This is a genomic window from Actinopolymorpha pittospori (genome assembly GCF_014873875.1).
Classification (GTDB): Bacteria; Actinomycetota; Actinomycetes; order Propionibacteriales; family Actinopolymorphaceae; genus Actinopolymorpha; species Actinopolymorpha pittospori.
The window spans coordinates 8,571,251-8,588,392 of record NZ_JADBEM010000001.1 but is presented as its reverse complement, the minus strand read 5'-3'; the positions used below and the strand labels follow the sequence as shown (position 1 = coordinate 8,588,392).

14 protein-coding genes are annotated in these 17,142 nt (G+C 71.6%); 12 read left to right on the top strand and 2 right to left on the bottom strand.

Annotated features, from left to right (window positions below):
• Positions 1-52: 52 nt before the first annotated feature.
• The gene (locus HEB94_RS39830) at positions 53-1,123 is read left to right on the top strand and encodes a methionine synthase (RefSeq protein ID WP_192754628.1); all 1,071 of its coding nucleotides are present in this window, start codon (positions 53-55) and stop codon (positions 1,121-1,123) included.
• Between the two features lie 15 nt (positions 1,124-1,138).
• Here HEB94_RS39830 and HEB94_RS39825 read toward each other — a convergent pair whose 3' ends face one another.
• On the bottom strand, positions 1,139-2,293 hold the full coding sequence (locus HEB94_RS39825) for a M20/M25/M40 family metallo-hydrolase (protein WP_192754627.1): 1,155 nt from the start codon (positions 2,291-2,293) through the stop codon (positions 1,139-1,141).
• 184 nt (positions 2,294-2,477) lie between these two features.
• Between HEB94_RS39825 and HEB94_RS39820 the strand changes: the two genes are divergently transcribed.
• The 8 genes from HEB94_RS39820 (at position 2,478) to ligA (ending at position 12,748) form a co-directional block, all read left to right on the top strand.
• A complete protein-coding gene (locus tag HEB94_RS39820; protein WP_192754626.1) occupies positions 2,478-3,407 on the top strand; it encodes a hypothetical protein in 930 nt (309 codons plus the stop codon).
• Positions 3,404-4,072 carry a MurR/RpiR family transcriptional regulator gene (locus tag HEB94_RS39815; protein ID WP_192754625.1) on the top strand — a complete coding sequence of 223 codons (669 nt, stop codon included), beginning with the start codon at positions 3,404-3,406 and terminating at the stop codon, positions 4,070-4,072. The genes HEB94_RS39820 and HEB94_RS39815 overlap by 4 nt, the downstream gene beginning before the upstream one ends.
• A gap of 3 nt (positions 4,073-4,075) precedes the next feature.
• Complete coding sequence (gene menC, locus HEB94_RS39810) at positions 4,076-5,206, top strand: o-succinylbenzoate synthase (RefSeq protein WP_192754624.1); 1,131 nt, start codon at positions 4,076-4,078, stop codon at positions 5,204-5,206.
• Between the two features lie 36 nt (positions 5,207-5,242).
• A complete protein-coding gene (locus HEB94_RS39805) occupies positions 5,243-6,763 on the top strand; it encodes a Na+/H+ antiporter NhaC family protein (RefSeq protein ID WP_192754623.1) in 1,521 nt (506 codons plus the stop codon).
• A gap of 84 nt (positions 6,764-6,847) precedes the next feature.
• Positions 6,848-7,750, top strand: a complete 903-nt coding sequence (locus tag HEB94_RS39800; protein ID WP_192754622.1) for a nitrilase-related carbon-nitrogen hydrolase — start codon at positions 6,848-6,850, stop codon at positions 7,748-7,750.
• 68 nt (positions 7,751-7,818) lie between these two features.
• Positions 7,819-9,405: an N-acyl-D-amino-acid deacylase family protein gene (locus HEB94_RS39795; RefSeq protein WP_192754621.1), complete on the top strand. Its 1,587-nt coding sequence runs from the start codon at positions 7,819-7,821 to the stop codon at positions 9,403-9,405.
• 553 nt (positions 9,406-9,958) lie between these two features.
• On the top strand, positions 9,959-10,525 hold the full coding sequence (locus HEB94_RS39790; protein ID WP_192754620.1) for an NADPH-dependent FMN reductase: 567 nt from the start codon (positions 9,959-9,961) through the stop codon (positions 10,523-10,525).
• A 108-nt stretch (positions 10,526-10,633) separates the two neighbouring features.
• Positions 10,634-12,748 carry an NAD-dependent DNA ligase LigA gene (ligA, locus tag HEB94_RS39785; protein WP_192754619.1) on the top strand — a complete coding sequence of 705 codons (2,115 nt, stop codon included), beginning with the start codon at positions 10,634-10,636 and terminating at the stop codon, positions 12,746-12,748.
• Between the two features lie 97 nt (positions 12,749-12,845).
• On the opposite strand, the gene HEB94_RS39780 is transcribed toward ligA, so the two are convergent.
• Positions 12,846-13,532: an ACT domain-containing protein gene (locus HEB94_RS39780; protein WP_192754618.1), complete on the bottom strand. Its 687-nt coding sequence runs from the start codon at positions 13,530-13,532 to the stop codon at positions 12,846-12,848.
• 227 nt (positions 13,533-13,759) lie between these two features.
• Here HEB94_RS39780 and gatC point away from each other — a divergent pair, with 227 nt between their 5' ends.
• Genes gatC through gatB form a run of 3 tightly spaced genes read left to right on the top strand, consistent with a single transcriptional unit; the run spans position 13,760 to position 17,069 of the window.
• A complete protein-coding gene (gene gatC / locus HEB94_RS39775) occupies positions 13,760-14,077 on the top strand; it encodes an Asp-tRNA(Asn)/Glu-tRNA(Gln) amidotransferase subunit GatC (protein WP_192754617.1) in 318 nt (105 codons plus the stop codon).
• The gene (gene gatA / locus HEB94_RS39770; protein ID WP_192754616.1) at positions 14,077-15,570 is read left to right on the top strand and encodes an Asp-tRNA(Asn)/Glu-tRNA(Gln) amidotransferase subunit GatA; all 1,494 of its coding nucleotides are present in this window, start codon (positions 14,077-14,079) and stop codon (positions 15,568-15,570) included. Before gatC ends, gatA begins: the two co-directional genes overlap by 1 nt.
• Positions 15,567-17,069: an Asp-tRNA(Asn)/Glu-tRNA(Gln) amidotransferase subunit GatB gene (gene gatB, locus HEB94_RS39765; RefSeq protein WP_192754615.1), complete on the top strand. Its 1,503-nt coding sequence runs from the start codon at positions 15,567-15,569 to the stop codon at positions 17,067-17,069. Before gatA ends, gatB begins: the two co-directional genes overlap by 4 nt.
• Positions 17,070-17,142 lie beyond the last annotated feature (73 nt).

Here is a 17,142-nt window from a genome sequence, read left to right as displayed (position 1 = left end):
GTCCACACCCGGCCGTCGGTTCCGGTGTCGTACCGGCCCGTAGTCTTGCCCCGTGCCGAAGCCAATCGAGGTGCCCTGGCGGAGTGGCGCGGCGACGGGAGTCGGCTCCCTGCCGTACGACGATCCGATCGAGGCGACGCGGGTCGTCCTGGGCGAGCTGCCCGACTTCCCCCACCTTCCCGAACTGCCCATGCGCGGTCCCGGGTCCGACATGGTCGGGCGCGCGTGCGCACTCCTCGTCGAGCTGGGTGTCGACCTGCAGCCCTCGGGCTGGCGGCTCACCGCGGGGGAGGGCCTCGACCAGCGTCGTGCGCGGTCGGTGCTGGCGCAGGACCTCGACGCGTTGGAAGAGCTGACGCAGGGATACGCCGGTCCGCTGAAGCTGCAGGTCACGGGTCCGTGGACGCTCGCCGCCTCGCTCGAGCGCCCGCGCGGTGGACGGGTGGTCGGAGACTACGGTGCGCGCCGGGACGTCTCTCAGTCACTGACCGAGGGGCTGGCCGCGCACATCGCCGGCGTCCGCCGACGGGTGCCGGGAGCGGAGGTCGTCGTACAGCTGGACGAGCCCTCGCTGCCCGCGGTCCTGCGCGGCTCCGTACCCACCGCGTCGGGCTTCTCCCGCTACCGGCCCATCGAGGAGTCGGAGGGGACGGAACTGCTCCGCGGCATGATCGAGCGGATCTCCGCCGAGCAGGCGCTGCCCGTCGTGCACTCGTGCGCGGCCGGTGTGCCGTTCGAGCTGCTCCGGCGGGCCGGGGCGCGAGGGCTGTCCTTCGATCTCGCGATGCTGGGTGAGGCCGACCTGGAACCACTCGCCACCGCGGTCGAGGACGGCGTGGCGCTCCTCGTCGGCGCCGTACCCGCGGTCCGTCCCGAGGAGCCCCCGACCCGCGCCGCGGCCAACGGCCGGGGCCCCCGCCCCGCCGGTCCGCCCGGGTCGAACGACGCGGAGGTCACCCGTACCGTCCAGTCCTTCTGGCGCCGGATGGGGTTCGCCGCGGACGAGGCGGCCAACGGTGCCGTCGTCACACCAAGCTGTGGCCTCGCGGGCGCCGACCCCGGCTGGGCCCGAACCGCGATGACGCTGGCCCGTACGGCCGCCGCCCACCTCGCCGACAGGTGAGCGGGGCCATCCCGGTCAGGTCGCGGGCGTCGGCTCGATCCCGCCGGCCAGCAAGGTCGCCAGCAGCGCCGCCCGTTCGACCAGCGACTCGGCGATGATCTCCTCGTGGAGTGCGTGCGCCCCGCGGCCCCGCGGTCCGAACCCGTCCAGGGCAGGTATGCCCGCCGATCCGGCGAAGTTGGTGTCGGCGGCCCCGAGGGCGTGCTTGCCGGTGACCTGCTGACCGATCCGCTCGCCCGCGGCGACGACCTGGTCGAGCAGGGCGTCGGAGGGTGAGCCGGCCCAGGCCGGCCGGTTGGTGAGGATCTCCGCGTTCACCTGTGCGCGGTCGCGGATCGGCTCGAGTTGGGCGAGGTGGGCCAGGACACGCTTCTCGACGTCGGCGTCGCCGAACCGGAAGCCGAGGTCGGCGCTCGCCCGACCCGCCGTCACGTTGGTCCGGCTGCCGCCCTGGATCGTCCCCACGTTGGAGAGCACGTGCTCCTCCGCGGCGACGACCTCCCGGATCCGGACGATCTGGTCGACGAGTTCGTCGATCGCCGAGACGCCGCGGCCGGGATCCAGGGCGGCGTGCGCCTCGACTCCTCTGACCTCCAGCCGCACTCGCGTACTCCCGTGTCGGCCCGTCTTCAGCCCGCCGTGGGGGTGGGGTGGCTCCAGCCCGAAGGCGGCGACCGCACCCTCCAGTTGGCCTTCGACCAGCGCTCGTCCGGTGGGGGTGCCGATCTCCTCGTCGGCGGTGACCACCAGGCGCACCGGCTGGCCGAGGGACGCGTCGCAGTCGCGCAGGATCCGCATCGCGGTCTCGAACGCGACCAGCCCGCCCTTCATGTCGAAGACGCCTGGGCCCTTGATGATCGCCCCGTCGTCGTCGTAGGGCATCTCGGTGGCGAGCTGCCCGATCGGCCAGACGGTGTCGTGGTGGCCGAGCACCAGGACGTGCGAGCCCTCGCCACCCCAGGTCGCGAGCAGATGGTCACCGGCGGCCGAGGGCACCAGGGTGACCTCGGCGCCGAGTTCGGTGTAGTGGGCGCCGAGGACCGCGGCGAGACGGTTCAGCGCGAGGGCGTCGCCGGTCGGGGTCTCGTGCGCGACGTACGACGCGAGCCGCTCCCGCATCGTCGGCTCCAGCTGACGGGCGCGCTCCAGAAAGCGGTCGGGCGTATGCATGGAGTGCAGGATATGACCAGTATCAGTGAATTGGAAGCTCGGATTCCGCGCTTCGGTCCCTGCGCGAAACCACCGAGTCGCCTGGGGGAACATGGAATTTACGTCCAATCAATTGACCTCGCTTCCTCGGTGCTGCTAAAAATCACGCGTTCATACGTTTCGTATCTTTGCCATCGAGGAGCCCATGCCGGCCGCAGCATCCGCCGCCCGTGAGGCGGCGGCGATCATCGCCCGCCCCCTGCGGTCCCTGCGCGAGCGCGAGGAGGCGGTCCGGCTCTACCGCCAGGTGTTCGGCCTCGCGGCCGACGATCCGGCGATGACTCCGAAGCTGCTCACCGCCCTGCAGCGCAACGGCGGGTCGGCCCTCGGCGCCTTCGACCCGGCCGGCCGGATGGTCGGCTTCACCTACGGCTTCGTGGGCACCGAGGCCGGCGCGACCTACCACTACTCCCAGGCGGCGGTCGTCGACGCCGGCGTCCAGGGCCAGGGCGTGGGGCGGATCCTCAAGCGCGCCCAGGCCACCGACGCCCTGCGCGACGGCATCGCCACCATGCGGTGGGCGTACGACCCGATGCTCGCCCGCAACGCCCACTTCAACCTCGACGTGCTCGGCGCGGTCGGCCGGTGGTTCGTCCGCGACTACTACGACCTCACCGACGCCGGAGGCCGCAGCGACCGGGTCGTCGTGGAGTGGCGGACGGGCGGGATCTCGGAGGGGATCTCCGACGCGGACGGGGCGGAGCCGGTCGCCGAGCGTCCCTTCGCGACCGAGGACGTCGCCCACCTGGTCGGCGGGACCGAATGGGGCGAAGCACGCCCGGTCGGACAGACCCGACTGCTGCCCATCCCGGCGGCCTGGACCGACCTGAGCCGCACCGACTCCGCGCGTGCGTCGGCCGTCCGCGACCGGGTCGCCGCGGAGATCGAGTCCGCCCTGGCCGACGGGATGGTGCTCACGTCCTGCCGTCGGATCAGTCCCGACACCGCCGTCTACCAGCTGACCCCCGCCGGTCGGCCGACCCCTGCTGAGCAGCCGACTCCCGTCGAGCCGACTCCCGCCGAGCAGCCGACCCTCGCCAGGGCGTCCGCCCCGGCTGACGGGCAGGTCCGATGACGACGGAGGAGCGGACCCGGCTCGGCGCGGACGAACGCGGCCCGAGCAGTCCCGACCAGCGATACGGCGCCCGGTTGCGCCGGCGTTCGTCGTCCTCGATCCTGCTCGACCAGCTCCTCGACCACGAGACGGCCAACCTCGCCGAGACGGCCCGGCGGATCCGCACCGACGGGACCCTGGAGGCGGCCGCCGCCCGGATCGTCGCGGCCCGCCGGAGGTTCGTGATCGGTGGCGCGAAGTCCTCGGCCTATGCCGCGCTGCTCGCCATCGACCTGTCCGCGAGCCTCGCCAACGTCACGCTCGTGGACGGTGTCGCGGCCCGGCCGGTCGACATCCTCTGCGACGTACGCCCCGGAGACGTCCTGGTGGCGTTCTCGTTCCGCCGCTACACCCGCCACACCGTGACGGTCGCCCGGGAGTTCGCCGCGGCGGGTGGCGCCGTGGTCGGTCTCACCGACGACCCGGACAGCTCGCTCGCCCGGCTGGCTGACGTGGCGGTCGTGATCGGTACGCGGAGCGCGTCGTACGTCGACTCACCGACCGCGGTCGCGGCCGTGACCCACATCCTCGCGACGCTCACGGCCGCGAGCGCCAAGGGTGCGCGGCGTCGCCTCACCCGCCGGGAGGCCGTCACCCACGAACTCGAGATCTACGAAGGAGCCTGACGCATGCAGATCGCCGCCGCGGAGCTCTTCCTGGCTCGGCTCCCACTGGTGCACGAGTTCGAGACCAGCTCGCACCGCAAGTCCTACCTCGACCACATCCTCGTCCGGCTCACCAGCACGACCGGAGCGGTCGGCTGGGGCGAGATCGCTTCGCCGTCCGGGCCGTTCTACGGCCCCGAGACGGTCGAGAGCTGCTGGAACGTCGCGGGCGAGCACCTCCTGCCGATGCTCCTCGGCGCGCAGTGGTCGCACCCGCGGGACGCGGCGGAGTCGTGGCGGAGGGTGCGCGGCAACGAGTTCGCCAAGGCGGGCGTCGACATGGCCTGCTGGGACCTGTGGGCCACCGAGACGGGGGTCCCGCTGGCCCAGGCGCTCGGCGGCACCCGGGACCGCGTGGTCGCGGGGGTCAGCCTCGGGATCGAGCCGACTCCGGCCACGCTGGTCGAGCAGGTGGCCAAACAGGTCGAGGCCGGCTATCCACGGGTGAAACTCAAGATCGCACCCGGCTGGGACGTCGAACCGGTCCGCGCGGTCCGGCGCGAGTTTCCCGACCTCGATCTCCACGTCGACGCCAACGGCGCCTACACCGAGGACCCGGACCACCTGGCCGCGCTACGCGGGCTCGACGACGCGAACCTCACGATGATCGAGCAGCCGTTCGCGCCGCACAACCTGCTGGCGCACGCCCGGCTGCGTCGCACCGTCCAGACGCCGATCTGCCTCGACGAGTCCATCGTCGACCTCGACGACCTGCGGACCGCCCTCGCCCTGCAGGCGATCGCGATCCTCAACATCAAGGTGTCGCGGATGGGCGGCCTCACCACCGCCGTCGCCGCGCACGACCTCGCCCGCCAGCACGACGTACCGGTCTGGTGCGGCGGGATGCACGAGTTCGGAGTGGGAAGGGCGGCCAACGTCGCGCTGTCCAGCCTGCCCGGCTTCATTCTGCCGTCGGACGTCTCGGCGTCGGAGAAGTACTACGCACGGGACATCGTCACCCCGCCGATCAGCGCGGATCACGGGTTCGTCGACGTTGCGTGGAAGGCCGTCGGGGGCGGCCACACCGTGGACGAAGCCTTCGTCCGTGAGATCTCGCTCCGAACCATGCACCGCTCCGCCGGCCCGAGCCGGTAAGCCCCGCACTGGTCTGGCCTCGACAGGAGACCCCCAATGCCCACATCCCGGCCCACGAACCCGCCTGGACGTGCCGCGAAACGCCCGGAGGCCGCCACCGCGCCGCAGGAGAAGGAGCGCGAGAACGCGTCGTCCGGCGACGAGGAGAGCGGCGGAAACGCCTACGCCGTGGGGCTCTCGCCTCTGCGCCGCAGGATCTGCACCGTGGTCGCACTGCTCGGCCTGGTCTTTTCCGCGGTGCTCGGCTTCACTGTCGACAAGCCAACGATGTGGGGCCTGCTGCCGATCCTTCTCTACGCCGCCCTCTGCCTGCTCGGCATGGACCTTGTGGTGGGCACGATCGTGGCGTTGGTGTCCGCCGTCTTCATCGCGGGCAAGCCACCGACGGCCGTGGCCGAGGTGCTCGGCACCTCCCTCGGCGACATGGTCACGATGATCGGCCTGATCATCGTGCTCGGCGCCGGGGTCGGTGAGATCCTACGCGTGACGGGTGTCGCCGACATGATCGTCAGCGCCATCATGCGGCTGGTCGGCGAGCGCAACCGGCACATGGTGACGCTCGGCGTGATGCTCGCCTGCCTGGTCCTGGTCGCGAGTCTGGGCACCCTCGCCGGTGCGCTCGCGATCGCCGCGCCGATCCTCATCCCGATCACGGCTCGGATGGGCTTCACGCGTTCGGCCACGGCCTCGATGATGTTCGTCGGCGGTTGCGCCGGTCTCGCCCTCGCGCCGTTCGCGGGTTCGAACGTCGCGATCCTGACTGCCGCGGACGTCAACTACCTCACCTACCTGCGGGTGGGCGCCGGGCCGCTCGCGGTCCTCTCGATCATCCTCGCGATGATCATCGTGCCGTGGATGCAGCGTCGTACGGCGGCGACCGGCACCGACTTCTACACCGCGGAGGAGGCGGCCGGAACGGCGGCGAAGAGCTACCCGAAGGCGGGCCGGGCCACCGCGGCGTTCGTGCTGCTCCTCGTCGCCAGTGTCGTCTACGCCACGATCACCAACGCCGGAACGGCCTTCCCACTGCTCGCCCTGCCCCTGCTCGCCATCGTCACGGGCTACGCCGGTGGGTTGTCCAGTGTCGACATCGCGACCGGGATGTACCGCGGTGGGTCGAAACTGCTGAGCATCTTCCTGCTGTTCTGGTTGCTGGCGGCGCTGTTCATGATCATCGACCAGTGGCTCAAGCCGTACGACGTCATCCTCGACACGTTCGGCACCCAGCTCTCGCACATGGCCGGCTTCCCGTTCGCGGTCGCGATCGGCCTGCTCGGCTGGGTCGGTGTGCCCGGTGCGACCGCGGCGCAGGTCGTGTTGCTGGACAAGGTGTTCGGCGGGATCGGTGCGAGCCTCGGAGTGTCGGCCAGCGCCTGGGTCATCGTGTTGTTGTGGGCGTCCAAGGGTGACACCTACGGCCCGTTCCCCAACGCCAACATGATCGGTGCGATGGGGCTGGCGCGTTCGCAGAACATGCGCAACGTGTTGTTGACAGGATGGCTGGTCATGCTTCCGGCCTGCGTGATGTACGCGATCCTGCTCGCCGTGATGACCTGATCCTGACCGCCCGCGCACGACCGAACGCGCGTGACAGGAGACGCACGACAGAAGACGAGTGGAACCCTTGGGAGGAAGGACGTCGTGACCCGTCGGGTGAGGGTGGGAGCCGCACAGCTCGGTCCCCACCAGGAGTCGAGTACACCGGAGGAGATCCTCGCTCGGCTGCTCGCGCTGCTGGAGCAGGCGATCGCCGAACGCGTGCAGGTGCTGGTCTACCCGGAGCTCGCGCTCACGACGTACTTCCCCAAGCGGATCCGTTCCGACGCGGCGCGGTTCTTCAGCACCGCGATGCCCGCTCCGATGGTCGCGCCGCTGTTCGAGCGCGCCCGGGAGGCGGGCATCGCGTTCCACCTCGGGTACGCCGAGCGCACCGCCGACGGCCGGCAGTTCAACACCGCGGTCTACGTCGACGAGCGCGGTGAGGTCGTCGGGAAGTACCGCAAGCTGCACCTGCCCGGGCTCGCAGACGGACCCTCGGCGCGGCCGGGGGCCGTCTACGAGCCCTACTACTTCGCGCACGGCGACACCGGTTTCCAGGCGTTCCAGACGACGCACGCCCAGGTCGGGATCGCGATCTGCCAGGACCGCAGGTTCCCCGAGACCTACCGCGCTCTCGCCCTGGACGGTGCGGAGCTGGTGCTCATCGGCTACAACACTCCGGCGGGCCCGCTCGCGTACGAGCAGAACGAACTCGTGATGCGTGCCGGCGCCTACAGCAACAGCGTCTTCGTCGTCGGAGTGGCCAAGGCCGGGACGGAGGACGGCGTGGAACTCATCGGCGGTTCCTGCGTGATCGATCCGTTCGGCCAGGTGCTCGCCCGGGCGGCGACCACCGCGGACGAACTCGTGACCACCTCGGTCGACGTCGACCAGGCGCGGGCGGCCCGGGAGCGCTGGAACTTCCTCGGCCGCCGCCACCCTGGGCACTACACCAGCCTGACCGAGCCGGTCCGTGTGCCGGAGACGAAGTCCCGGCTGCGCTGACCACACGCCACGGCGGGCGGCGTCGCACCGACTCTCGAGCCCGACCAACCACGCACAGGAGGCAACCGATGTACGACCTCGTTCTCGCCGGCGGCACCGTCCTCGATGGCAGCGGGGCACCCGGCGTCGTCGCCGACGTCGCCATCAGCGCCGGTCGGATCGTGGCGATCGGAAGAGTCGACGCGGCGGAGGCCCGCCGCTACGTCGACGTCGCCGGTGCCGTCGTCAGCCCGGGGTTCATCGACCTGCACTCCCACTCCGACTACACCGTCTTCGACGCACCCCAGGCGGTGACCCAGGCCGCCCAGGGCGTCACGACGCTGGTGACCGGCAACTGCGGCTTCTCGCCGTTCCCGGTCGTACCCGAGCACGCGTCCGAACTCCGTGCGCACGGCGGGTTCATCGACGGGGACATGCCGTGGGACTGGTCGAGTGCGGCGGAGTTCGCCGCCTCCGTCGGCCGGCTGCCGCTCGGCGTCAACATCGCCCCCCAGGTCGGACACGGGGCGCTCCGGATCGCGGCCATGGGCCTGGACGACAGGGCTCCGACCCCGGCCGAGCTGGACCGGATGCTCGCGCTCGCGAGGGCGGCGATGGCCGACGGTGTCGCGGGACTGTCCAGTGGCCTGATCTACGCACCCGCGATGTACGCCGCGACGGACGAACTCGCCGCCGTCGCCGAGGCGGCCGCCGAGGCCGGCCGGGTCTATTCGACCCACATCCGCGACGAAGGCGACCGGCTCGACGAGGCGATCGAGGAGGCGCTCGAGGTGGGCCGGCGGACCGGCGTACGCGTGCAGATCTCGCACCTGAAGGCGGTCGCCCCGCCCAACTGGGGGCGCGTCCACGCCGCGATGGCCGCCATCGCGGGAGCCCGGGACGCCGGGGTGGACGCGCACGCCGACCAGTACCCCTACACCGCGTCCAGCACCACGCTCACATCCCGGCTACCGGGATGGGCGATGGACGGCGGAGTGGGTGCGCTGGTGCGGCGCCTGGAGAGCGCGCAGGACCGGGCCCGCATCGTCGCCGACCTCGACGCCCGGAGCGGGCGGACGTTCCTGCCCGAGCGGATCGTGCTGTCCGGTACGCCGGAGGGGCCGTACCGGAAGTACCTCGGATCCGACGTCGCGGCGATCGCCCGGGCCGTCGGTCTGACCCCGGCGGAGGCGACCGTCGACCTGCTGCGCCGTCAGGGCGGAGTGGCGTCGATCATCAGCCACGGCATGGACGAGGACGACGTACGCGCGATCCTCGCCGACCCGACGGTCGCGGTCGCGAGCGACGGCTGGGTGCTGCACTGTCCGGGTACCGGAACGCCGCACCCGCGCAGCTTCGGCACCTTCACCCGGGTGCTGGGCCACTACGTGCGGGAGGCGGGTGTCCTCGACCTCGCCACCGCGGTCGCGAAGATGACGTCGCTGCCCGCGTCCCGGCTCGGCTGGACCGATCGCGGGGTCATCCGGGAGGGCGCCGTCGCCGACCTCGCCGTCTTCGACCCGGCCGTGGTCGCCGGCCCGTCGACCTACGACGAGCCGTGGCGGCTGGCCGAGGGCGTACTCCACACCTTGATCGGCGGGACGTTCGTGTGGGAGGACGGCGGGCCGACCGGCGCGCCCGCGGGCCAGGTCGTCCGTACCGGCGTCTCCGGCTGAGGCCGCACGGGTGAGGCCGCACGGGTGTGGCCGCACGGGTGTGGCCGCACGGGTGTGGCCGCACGGGTGTGGCCGCACGGGTGTGGCCGCACGGGTGTGGCGGCTGAGGGGTTCGTCCGGTCGAGGCTCGTGATCACGGGTCGGGGAGCAATCCGTCAATTCCGACCGGTCCAGGATGTAATACAGGCGACGGTTGTCGTTGACCTCGGATCCGGTCGGTGCGACGGTGTGGTGCGTGACCCGGAAACCCTTGCCCGTCTCGCGTCCGCACGTCGAACCACGACGGCAGGCGAGCGCGCTCTGTGCGGGGTCGCCTGACGCCGGCTGACCCGAGCCGCGGGACGCCCACGTCGCCCTGAGACTCGCGGCGCCGCCACGCGAGCCCCGCTCCGATGCCCCTGGTGAGGGTGACGGGTGGGTCCCACGGCTGGGTCGCCGCCCGGTGGCGGTGGAGGTGCGGGCCTCGCGGATCGCGGAGCGGATCCGGGAGTTCCCGGCCTCGGCGTCGAGGAGTTCGTACTCTCGGGCTGTCCACACCGATGGAGGATCGATCATGACCGCCGCCCCGACCGGCCACACTCTGCGCGTCACGGTGCTGGTGGGCAATCCCCGCCCCGGGAGCCGGACCTTCACGACGGCGGTCCGCGCCGCCGAGGCGCTCGTCGAGCGGGTCCGTCCCGAGTTGGGCGAGGCTGTTTCCTCCGTCACGGTGTCCGCGGTCGACCTGGCCTCACTGGGCGGTGACCTCCTCGCCGCCGAGCCGACGGCGGGCGTCGCCGGGGCGCTCGCGGCGACGCAGGGCGCCGACCTGCTCCTGGTCGGTTCGCCGGCCTACAAGGGCACCTTCACCGGCGTGTTGAAGGTCTTCCTCGACCGGCTGCCCCACCTGGCGCTCGGTGGCGTGCTGGCGATCCCGGTGCTGGTCGCGGGTGCGCCGCATCACCTCACGAGCCTCGAGAGTGGTCTCGGCCCGGTCCTGACCGAGGTCGGCGCCTCGTTGCCGGTGGAGGCGTTCACCGTGCTCGAGGGTGATCTCGTGGCGCTCGACCAGGTGCTCGACCCGTGGGTACGCCGGGTCGCGCCCGGCGTCGTGGAGGCGCTCCGGGCCAGGCTCGCCTAGCGAGTCCCCGGAGGCGGTCACCTCACCACTGGCTGCACGGGTCGGAGTGCCGGCGATCCCGGGGTTCCCCGCGGGCGCGTGTCGGTCCCCGCCGGTAGCGTTCGTCGTATGGCAGAGAGCGCGCCGAAGGCGACCAAACGGAAGGTTGCGGGCGTTCCGACGACGGCCCTGGACCGGCACTCGGTCCTGGTGCAGGAGATCGAGGAGCACAACTACCGCTACCACGTGCTCGACCGTCCGACCGTCTCGGACGCCCAGTACGACGCGCTCATGCGGGAGTTGCGCGGCCTCGAGGAGAAGCATCCCGACCTGCGCAGCCCCGAGTCACCGACGCAGAAGGTCGGCGGTGCCTGGTCGACGGAGTTCGCACCGGTCGAGCACCCCGAACGCATGATGTCGCTCGACAACGCCTTCGCTCTGGAGGAGTTGCGTGCCTGGGCGGCGCGGATGGAGCGGGAGGTCGGCACCGAGGCCGAATACCTCTGCGAGCTGAAGATCGACGGCCTCGCGGTCGACCTCGTCTACGAGGAGGGCCGCCTCGTGCGCGCCGCGACCCGTGGCGACGGCCACACCGGTGAGGACGTCACCCTCAACGTCCGCACCATCGACAGCGTCCCCACCCGGCTGACTCCCGTGAAGGGCGGCCCGGCGGTCCCGGACGTGCTCGAGGTGCGTGGCGAGGTGTTCTTCCGGGTCGCCGACTTCCAGGAGCTCAACGCCAGCCTGGTGGAGGCGGGTAAGGCGCCGTTCGCCAACCCGCGCAACTCCGCCGCCGGCTCGCTGCGGCAGAAGGACCCACGGATGACCGCGCGCCGTCCGCTCCAGTTCGTCGCCCACGGCATCGGACGCGTGCGCGGCTGGCAGCCGAGCCGGCTGTCGGAGGCCTACTCCACCCTGTCCGGTTGGGGCATCCCCGTCAGCGAGCACGTGGCCCTCCGCCGCACGCTCGAGGAGGTCGACGCCTACGCCCGCGAGTACGGCGAACGCCGGCACGGCCTCGACCACGAGATCGACGGCGTGGTGGTGAAGGTCGACCAGATCGCCCTGCAGCGCCAGCTCGGCTCCACCTCACGCGCGCCCCGCTGGGCGATCGCGTTCAAGTTCCCGCCGGAGGAAGTCAACACCAGGTTGCTCGACATCAGGGTCAACGTCGGCCGCACCGGCCGGGTGACTCCCTACGGTGTGATGGAGCCGACGAAGGTGGCCGGCTCCACGGTCGAGTTCGCGACGCTCCACAACGCGCAGGAGGTCCGCCGCAAGGGCGTCCTGATCGGCGACACCGTGGTGCTCCGCAAGGCGGGCGACGTCATCCCGGAGATCGTCGGCCCGGTCGTCGACCTGCGTGACGGCTCCGAGCGCGAGTTCGAGATGCCGGCCAAGTGCCCAGAGTGCGGGCACGAGCTGCGGCCGGAGAAGGAGAGCGACGTCGACCTGCGCTGCCCCAACGCCCGCAGTTGTCCCGCCCAGCTCCGGGAGCGGCTGTTCCACCTCGCCGGGCGGGGCGCCTTCGACATCGAGGTGCTCGGCTACCAGGCCGGCACGGCACTCCTGCAGGGCGGCCTCATCCACGACGAGGGCGACCTGTTCGCCCTGACCGGCGACCAGCTTCTCGGCGCGGAGTTCTTCACCACCAAGGGCGGCGCACTGTCCGCCAACGCCCGGCGGTTGCTCGACAACCTCGAGGCGGCCAGGACCCGTCCGCTCTGGCGGGTGCTGGTGGCCCTGTCGATCCGACACGTCGGACCGACGGCGGCGCAGGCGCTGGCCCGCACGTTCGGGGATCTCGACCGGATCGCCGGCGCGAGCGAGGAGGAACTCGCCGCCGTGGAGGGCGTCGGACCGACGATCGCCGCCTCGGTGCTGGAGTGGTTCGGCGTCGACTGGCACCGGGAGATCGTCGAGAAGTGGCGCTCCGCCGGCGTCCGGTTGCGGGAGGAGATCGTCGACGACGGGCCACGGCCGCTGGAGGGCGTGACGGTCGTGGTCACCGGAAGCCTGGAGGAGTTCTCCCGGGACGAGGCGAGCGAGGCCATCCAGGCGCGCGGTGGGAAGGCGTCGAGTTCGGTGTCGAAGAAGACCGGGTTCGTCGTCGCGGGTGACAATCCCGGTTCGAAGTTCGACAAGGCCCGCGACCTCGGCGTGCCCGTCCTCGACGAGGCCGGGTTCCGGGTCCTGCTCGACGAGGGACCCGACGCGGCCCGCGAGCGGGCCCTCACGGAGTAGCCGTCGGGTTTCAGGCAGTTCCAGGCAGTGGTCGCGTTCTGGTGGCGTCCAGGTCAGGTCCAGGCCGTGTCAGTGCGGTCGCCGGCGTTGCCCGACTTCAGTCGTCCGGCACGGGATCCGGCTCTGGCCCGAGCGTGCGCAGGACCGTCTGGGAGAGACCGGCGAGGTGGGCCAGGCGGGCGAGTTCGGAGCCGAGGATCTCCGGGCCGCCCGACCTGCCGATCACGAGCGCGCGGTGCCTGCTGCCCAGCGGCGTGGTGGCCGCGGTCACGTGGCGCCAGCCCCGGTCCTCCCAACCGGCCGGTATCTCCAGTCGCACCGGCCGGTCCAGGGGCAGCCAGGGTGCTTCGTCACCGGGCAGGTCCGGTGCCGCCGGCGTCGCGTGCGGCACCACCACCCGGCCGGTGTCGCGGTCACGGCTCACGAGAAGGGCCCAGTCGGCCCGAAAGACCACCGGAGCGTGGCGGACGAGCAGGCGTTCGGCCTCGGCCGGCTGCTCGGTCATCGCCTCGACCGCCTCGAGGTCGTGCCGCAGGTTGCCGCCCGCGGCATAGCGCGAGAGCCACAGCACCCGAACCCCCGACACGGCCAGGCAGGCCGAGACGAGGGAGTCGGCGCGGCCGCCGAGTGGGAGTTCTACGACGAAGTCGTCGATCGCGGTGCCGTCAGCGGCCCGCGAGACGACGTCGACGGCAAGGATGTCCGCGCCCGCCGCGCCGAGCGCCGACGCGACGACGCCCAGGGTGCCGGGCTGATCGGGGAGCGCGATCCGGAGCAGGTACACGCCTTCATTGTCGCGCGCATGATCGGCGTGTGGGATGCCGCGGAGATTACTTTCGTCCTGCTTCCTGGCCGGAATCGCTTGTGTCGGCCGCCGCGGCCCGCCCGGAGGGGGACCGCGGAGCGGAACTCCTAGGATTGGCGTACGCGTCGGCGACAACCCGCCGCCTGATGATCACGCCGGCGACCGGCCGACGCGCCCGTGACCATCCGAGGTAAAGGAAGCACCCAGTGCCTGCGATCACCCGCGAGGAGGTAGCGCACCTCGCGCGCCTCGCCCGGATCGACCTGACCGATGACGAACTCGACCTGCACGCGACGCAGCTCGGCGTCATCCTCGAGTCGGTCGCCCAGGTCGGCGAGGTGGCGGCGCAGGACATTCCGCCCACCTCCCACCCGCTGCCGCTGACCAACGTCTTCCGTCAGGACGTGCCCCGTCTCGGCCTGACCGCCCAGGAGGCGCTGGCCGGGGCACCCGTCGTCGACGGGGAGCCCGCGGTCGAGGACAACCGGTTCCGGGTTCCCAAGATCCTCGGCGAGGAGGCGTGATGACCGATCTGACGAGATTCACCGCGGCCCGGCTCGCCGAACTCATCCGGTCCGGCGAGACATCCGCCGTCGAGGTCGCCCAGGCGCACCTCGACCGGATCGCCAAGGTCGACGACCGGATCCACGCGTTCCTCCACCTCGACGTCGACGGTGCCATGGCCACGGCGCGGCGAGTCGACGAGAAGAGCGCGGCGGGGGAGACGCTCGGCCCGCTGGCCGGTGTCCCGCTCGCGCTCAAGGACGTCCTCGCGATGAAGGACGTCCCGACGACCTGCGGGTCGCGGATTCTGGAGGGATGGCGGCCGCCGTACGACGCGACGGTGGTCCGGCGGCTGCGTGACGCCGGCCTGGTCATCCTCGGCAAGACCAACATGGACGAGTTCGCGATGGGTTCGTCGACGGAGAACTCCGCCTTCGGCCCCACCCGCAACCCCTGGGACACCGATCGGATCCCGGGCGGGTCCGGAGGTGGCTCCTCCGCCTCACTCGCGTCGTTCCAGGCGCCACTCGCGATCGGGACCGACACCGGTGGCTCCATCCGCCAGCCGGGTTCGGTGACGGGCACCGTGGGAGTGAAGCCGACCTACGGCGGGGTCTCCCGCTACGGCCTGGTCGCGTTCTCCTCCAGCCTGGACCAGGCGGGCCCGTGTGCGCGCAACGTCCTCGACGCGGCGCTCCTGCACAGTGTGATCGCCGGCTACGACCCGCTCGACTCGACCTCCATCGACATGCCGGTGCCGCCGGTGGTGGTGGCCGCCCAGGCGACCGACCTGCGCGGCATGCGCGTCGGCGTCGTGAAGGAGCTTGGCGGCGAAGGCTTCCAGCCGGGTGTGGAGCAGCGCTTCCGCGAGGCGGTCGACCTGCTCTCCGAGCTCGGCGCGGAGGTCGTCGAGGTGTCGTGCCCGCACTTCACCTACGGTCTCGCCGCCTACTACCTCATCGCCCCGAGTGAGGCGTCCAGCAACCTCGCCCGCTTCGACGGGATGCGGTACGGCCTGCGCACCGGAGACGACGGACGACACAGCGCCGAGGACGTGATGACGCTGACCCGCGAGGCCGGGTTCGGCGCGGAGGTCAAGCGGCGCATCATGATCGGCACCTACGCCCTCTCCAGTGGCTACTACGACGCCTACTACGGGCAGGCGCAGAAGGTGCGTACGCTCATCTCCCGCGACTTCGACCGGGCCTTCGAGCAGGTCGACGTCCTGGTGTCGCCGACCACCCCGACGACGGCGTTCCGCATCGGCGAGCGAGTCGACGACCCGCTGGCGATGTACAAGGCCGACCTGTGCACCATCCCGTCCAACCTCGCCGGCAACGCCTCGGCGTCGTTCCCCGCCGGACTCTCGCCCGACGACGGCCTGCCGGTCGGCCTGCACGTGATGGCGCCGGTGATGGCCGACGACCGGCTCTACCGCGTCGGCGCGGCTGTCGAGGCGGCGTTGGAACAGCGCTGGGGGCACCCGCTCCTGGAGGAGGCACCCGAACTGTGACCGTCACGACCGACCTGCTGTCCTACGACGAGGCGCTCGAGCAGTACGACCCGGTGATGGGTCTCGAGGTGCACGTCGAGCTCAACACCGCGACGAAGATGTTCTGCGGCTGCGCGACGGAGTTCGGCGCTCCGCCCAACACCCAGGTCTGCCCCGTCTGCCTCGGCCTGCCCGGCGCGCTGCCCGCGCTCAACGCCAAGGCGGTCGAGTCGGCGATCCGGATCGGTCTCGCCCTCGGCTGCGACATCGCCGGATGGTGCCGGTTCGCCCGGAAGAACTACTTCTATCCGGACATGCCCAAGGACTTCCAGACTAGCCAGTACGACGAGCCCATCGCCACCGACGGGGCGCTCGAGATCGAGGTCGAGGGCCAGCGGTTCCGGGTCGAGATCGAGCGCGCCCACATGGAGGAGGACACCGGAAAGTCCACCCACGTGGGCGTCACCGGCCGCATCCAGGGCGCCGACTACTCCCTCGTCGACTACAACCGGGCCGGCATCCCGCTGATCGAGATCGTCACCAAGCCCATCGAGGGCGCCGGCCGACTGGCCCCGCAGGTGGCCCGGGCCTACGTCTCGGAGCTCCGTGACCTGATCCGCGCGCTCGGGGTGTCCGACGTACGCATGGAGCAGGGCTCGCTGCGCTGCGACGCCAACGTCTCCCTGCGTCCTCGGGGCGTGACTGCCTACGGCCTGCGCACCGAGACCAAGAACGTCAACTCACTCCGCTCGATCGAGCGCGCGCTGACCTACGAGATCTGCCGCCAGGCAGCCATCCTGTCGGGCGGGGGCAGGGTCATCCAGGAGACCCGGCACTGGCACGAGGACACCGGCATCACCACCTCCGGGCGCTCCAAGGAGCAGGCCGAGGACTACCGCTACTTCCCCGAGCCCGACCTGGTGCCGGTGGCGCCGGCGCCGGAATGGGTGGAGGAGTTGCGGGGCAGCCTCCCCGAGCCGCCGCACCAGCACCGGCGCCGGCTGTTCGAGGCGTGGGGCTTCACCGAGATGGAGTTCCGGGACGTGCTCGGCGCGGGTGCCCTGCACCTCGTCGAGGCGACCGTGGCGGCCGGTGCGGCGCCGGCGGCGGCCCGCAAGTGGTGGCTCGGTGAGCTCGCCCGGCGCGCCAAGGACACCGAGGTCGAGCTCGAGGCGCTCCCGATCACGCCGGTGCAGGTGGCGCAGGTGCAGGCCCTGGTCGACGCGGGCACGGTCAACGACAAGCTCGCCCGCGAGGTCATCGACGGTGTGCTCGCCGGTGAGGGCACGCCCGAGGAGGTCGTCGCCAAGCGCGGGCTCGAGGTCGTGAGCGACGACTCCGCGCTCGGTGCGGCCGTCGACCGGGCTATCGAGGCCAACCCGGACGTCGCGGAGAAGATCCGCGGCGGCAAGGTGGCGGCCGCCGGTGCGTTGATCGGCGCGGTCATGAAGGAGATGCGCGGCCAGGCCGACGCCGGTCGGGTCCGTCAACTCATCCTGGACCGCCTCGGCGGCCAGTAGGACCCCGCGACTCCTGGAAAGGGCGCCTGACGGCATTTGACCGTCAGGCGCCCTTTCCGGTCGTGTCGACCGC

Excerpts from the sequence above, each read along its gene's own strand:
- ligA (WP_192754619.1), top strand. The coding sequence starts at position 10,634 with ATGGCAGAGAGCGCGCCGAAGGCGACCAAACGGAAGGTTGCGGGCGTT.
- HEB94_RS39790 (WP_192754620.1), top strand. The coding sequence starts at position 9,959 with ATGACCGCCGCCCCGACCGGCCACACTCTGCGCGTCACGGTGCTGGTG.
- HEB94_RS39820 (WP_192754626.1), top strand. The coding sequence starts at position 2,478 with ATGCCGGCCGCAGCATCCGCCGCCCGTGAGGCGGCGGCGATCATCGCC.
- gatA (WP_192754616.1), top strand. The coding sequence starts at position 14,077 with ATGACCGATCTGACGAGATTCACCGCGGCCCGGCTCGCCGAACTCATC.
- HEB94_RS39815 (WP_192754625.1), top strand. The coding sequence starts at position 3,404 with ATGACGACGGAGGAGCGGACCCGGCTCGGCGCGGACGAACGCGGCCCG.
- menC (WP_192754624.1), top strand. The coding sequence starts at position 4,076 with ATGCAGATCGCCGCCGCGGAGCTCTTCCTGGCTCGGCTCCCACTGGTG.
- HEB94_RS39825 (WP_192754627.1), bottom strand. The coding sequence starts at position 2,293 with ATGCATACGCCCGACCGCTTTCTGGAGCGCGCCCGTCAGCTGGAGCCG.
- HEB94_RS39795 (WP_192754621.1), top strand. The coding sequence starts at position 7,819 with ATGTACGACCTCGTTCTCGCCGGCGGCACCGTCCTCGATGGCAGCGGG.
- HEB94_RS39805 (WP_192754623.1), top strand. The coding sequence starts at position 5,243 with ATGCCCACATCCCGGCCCACGAACCCGCCTGGACGTGCCGCGAAACGC.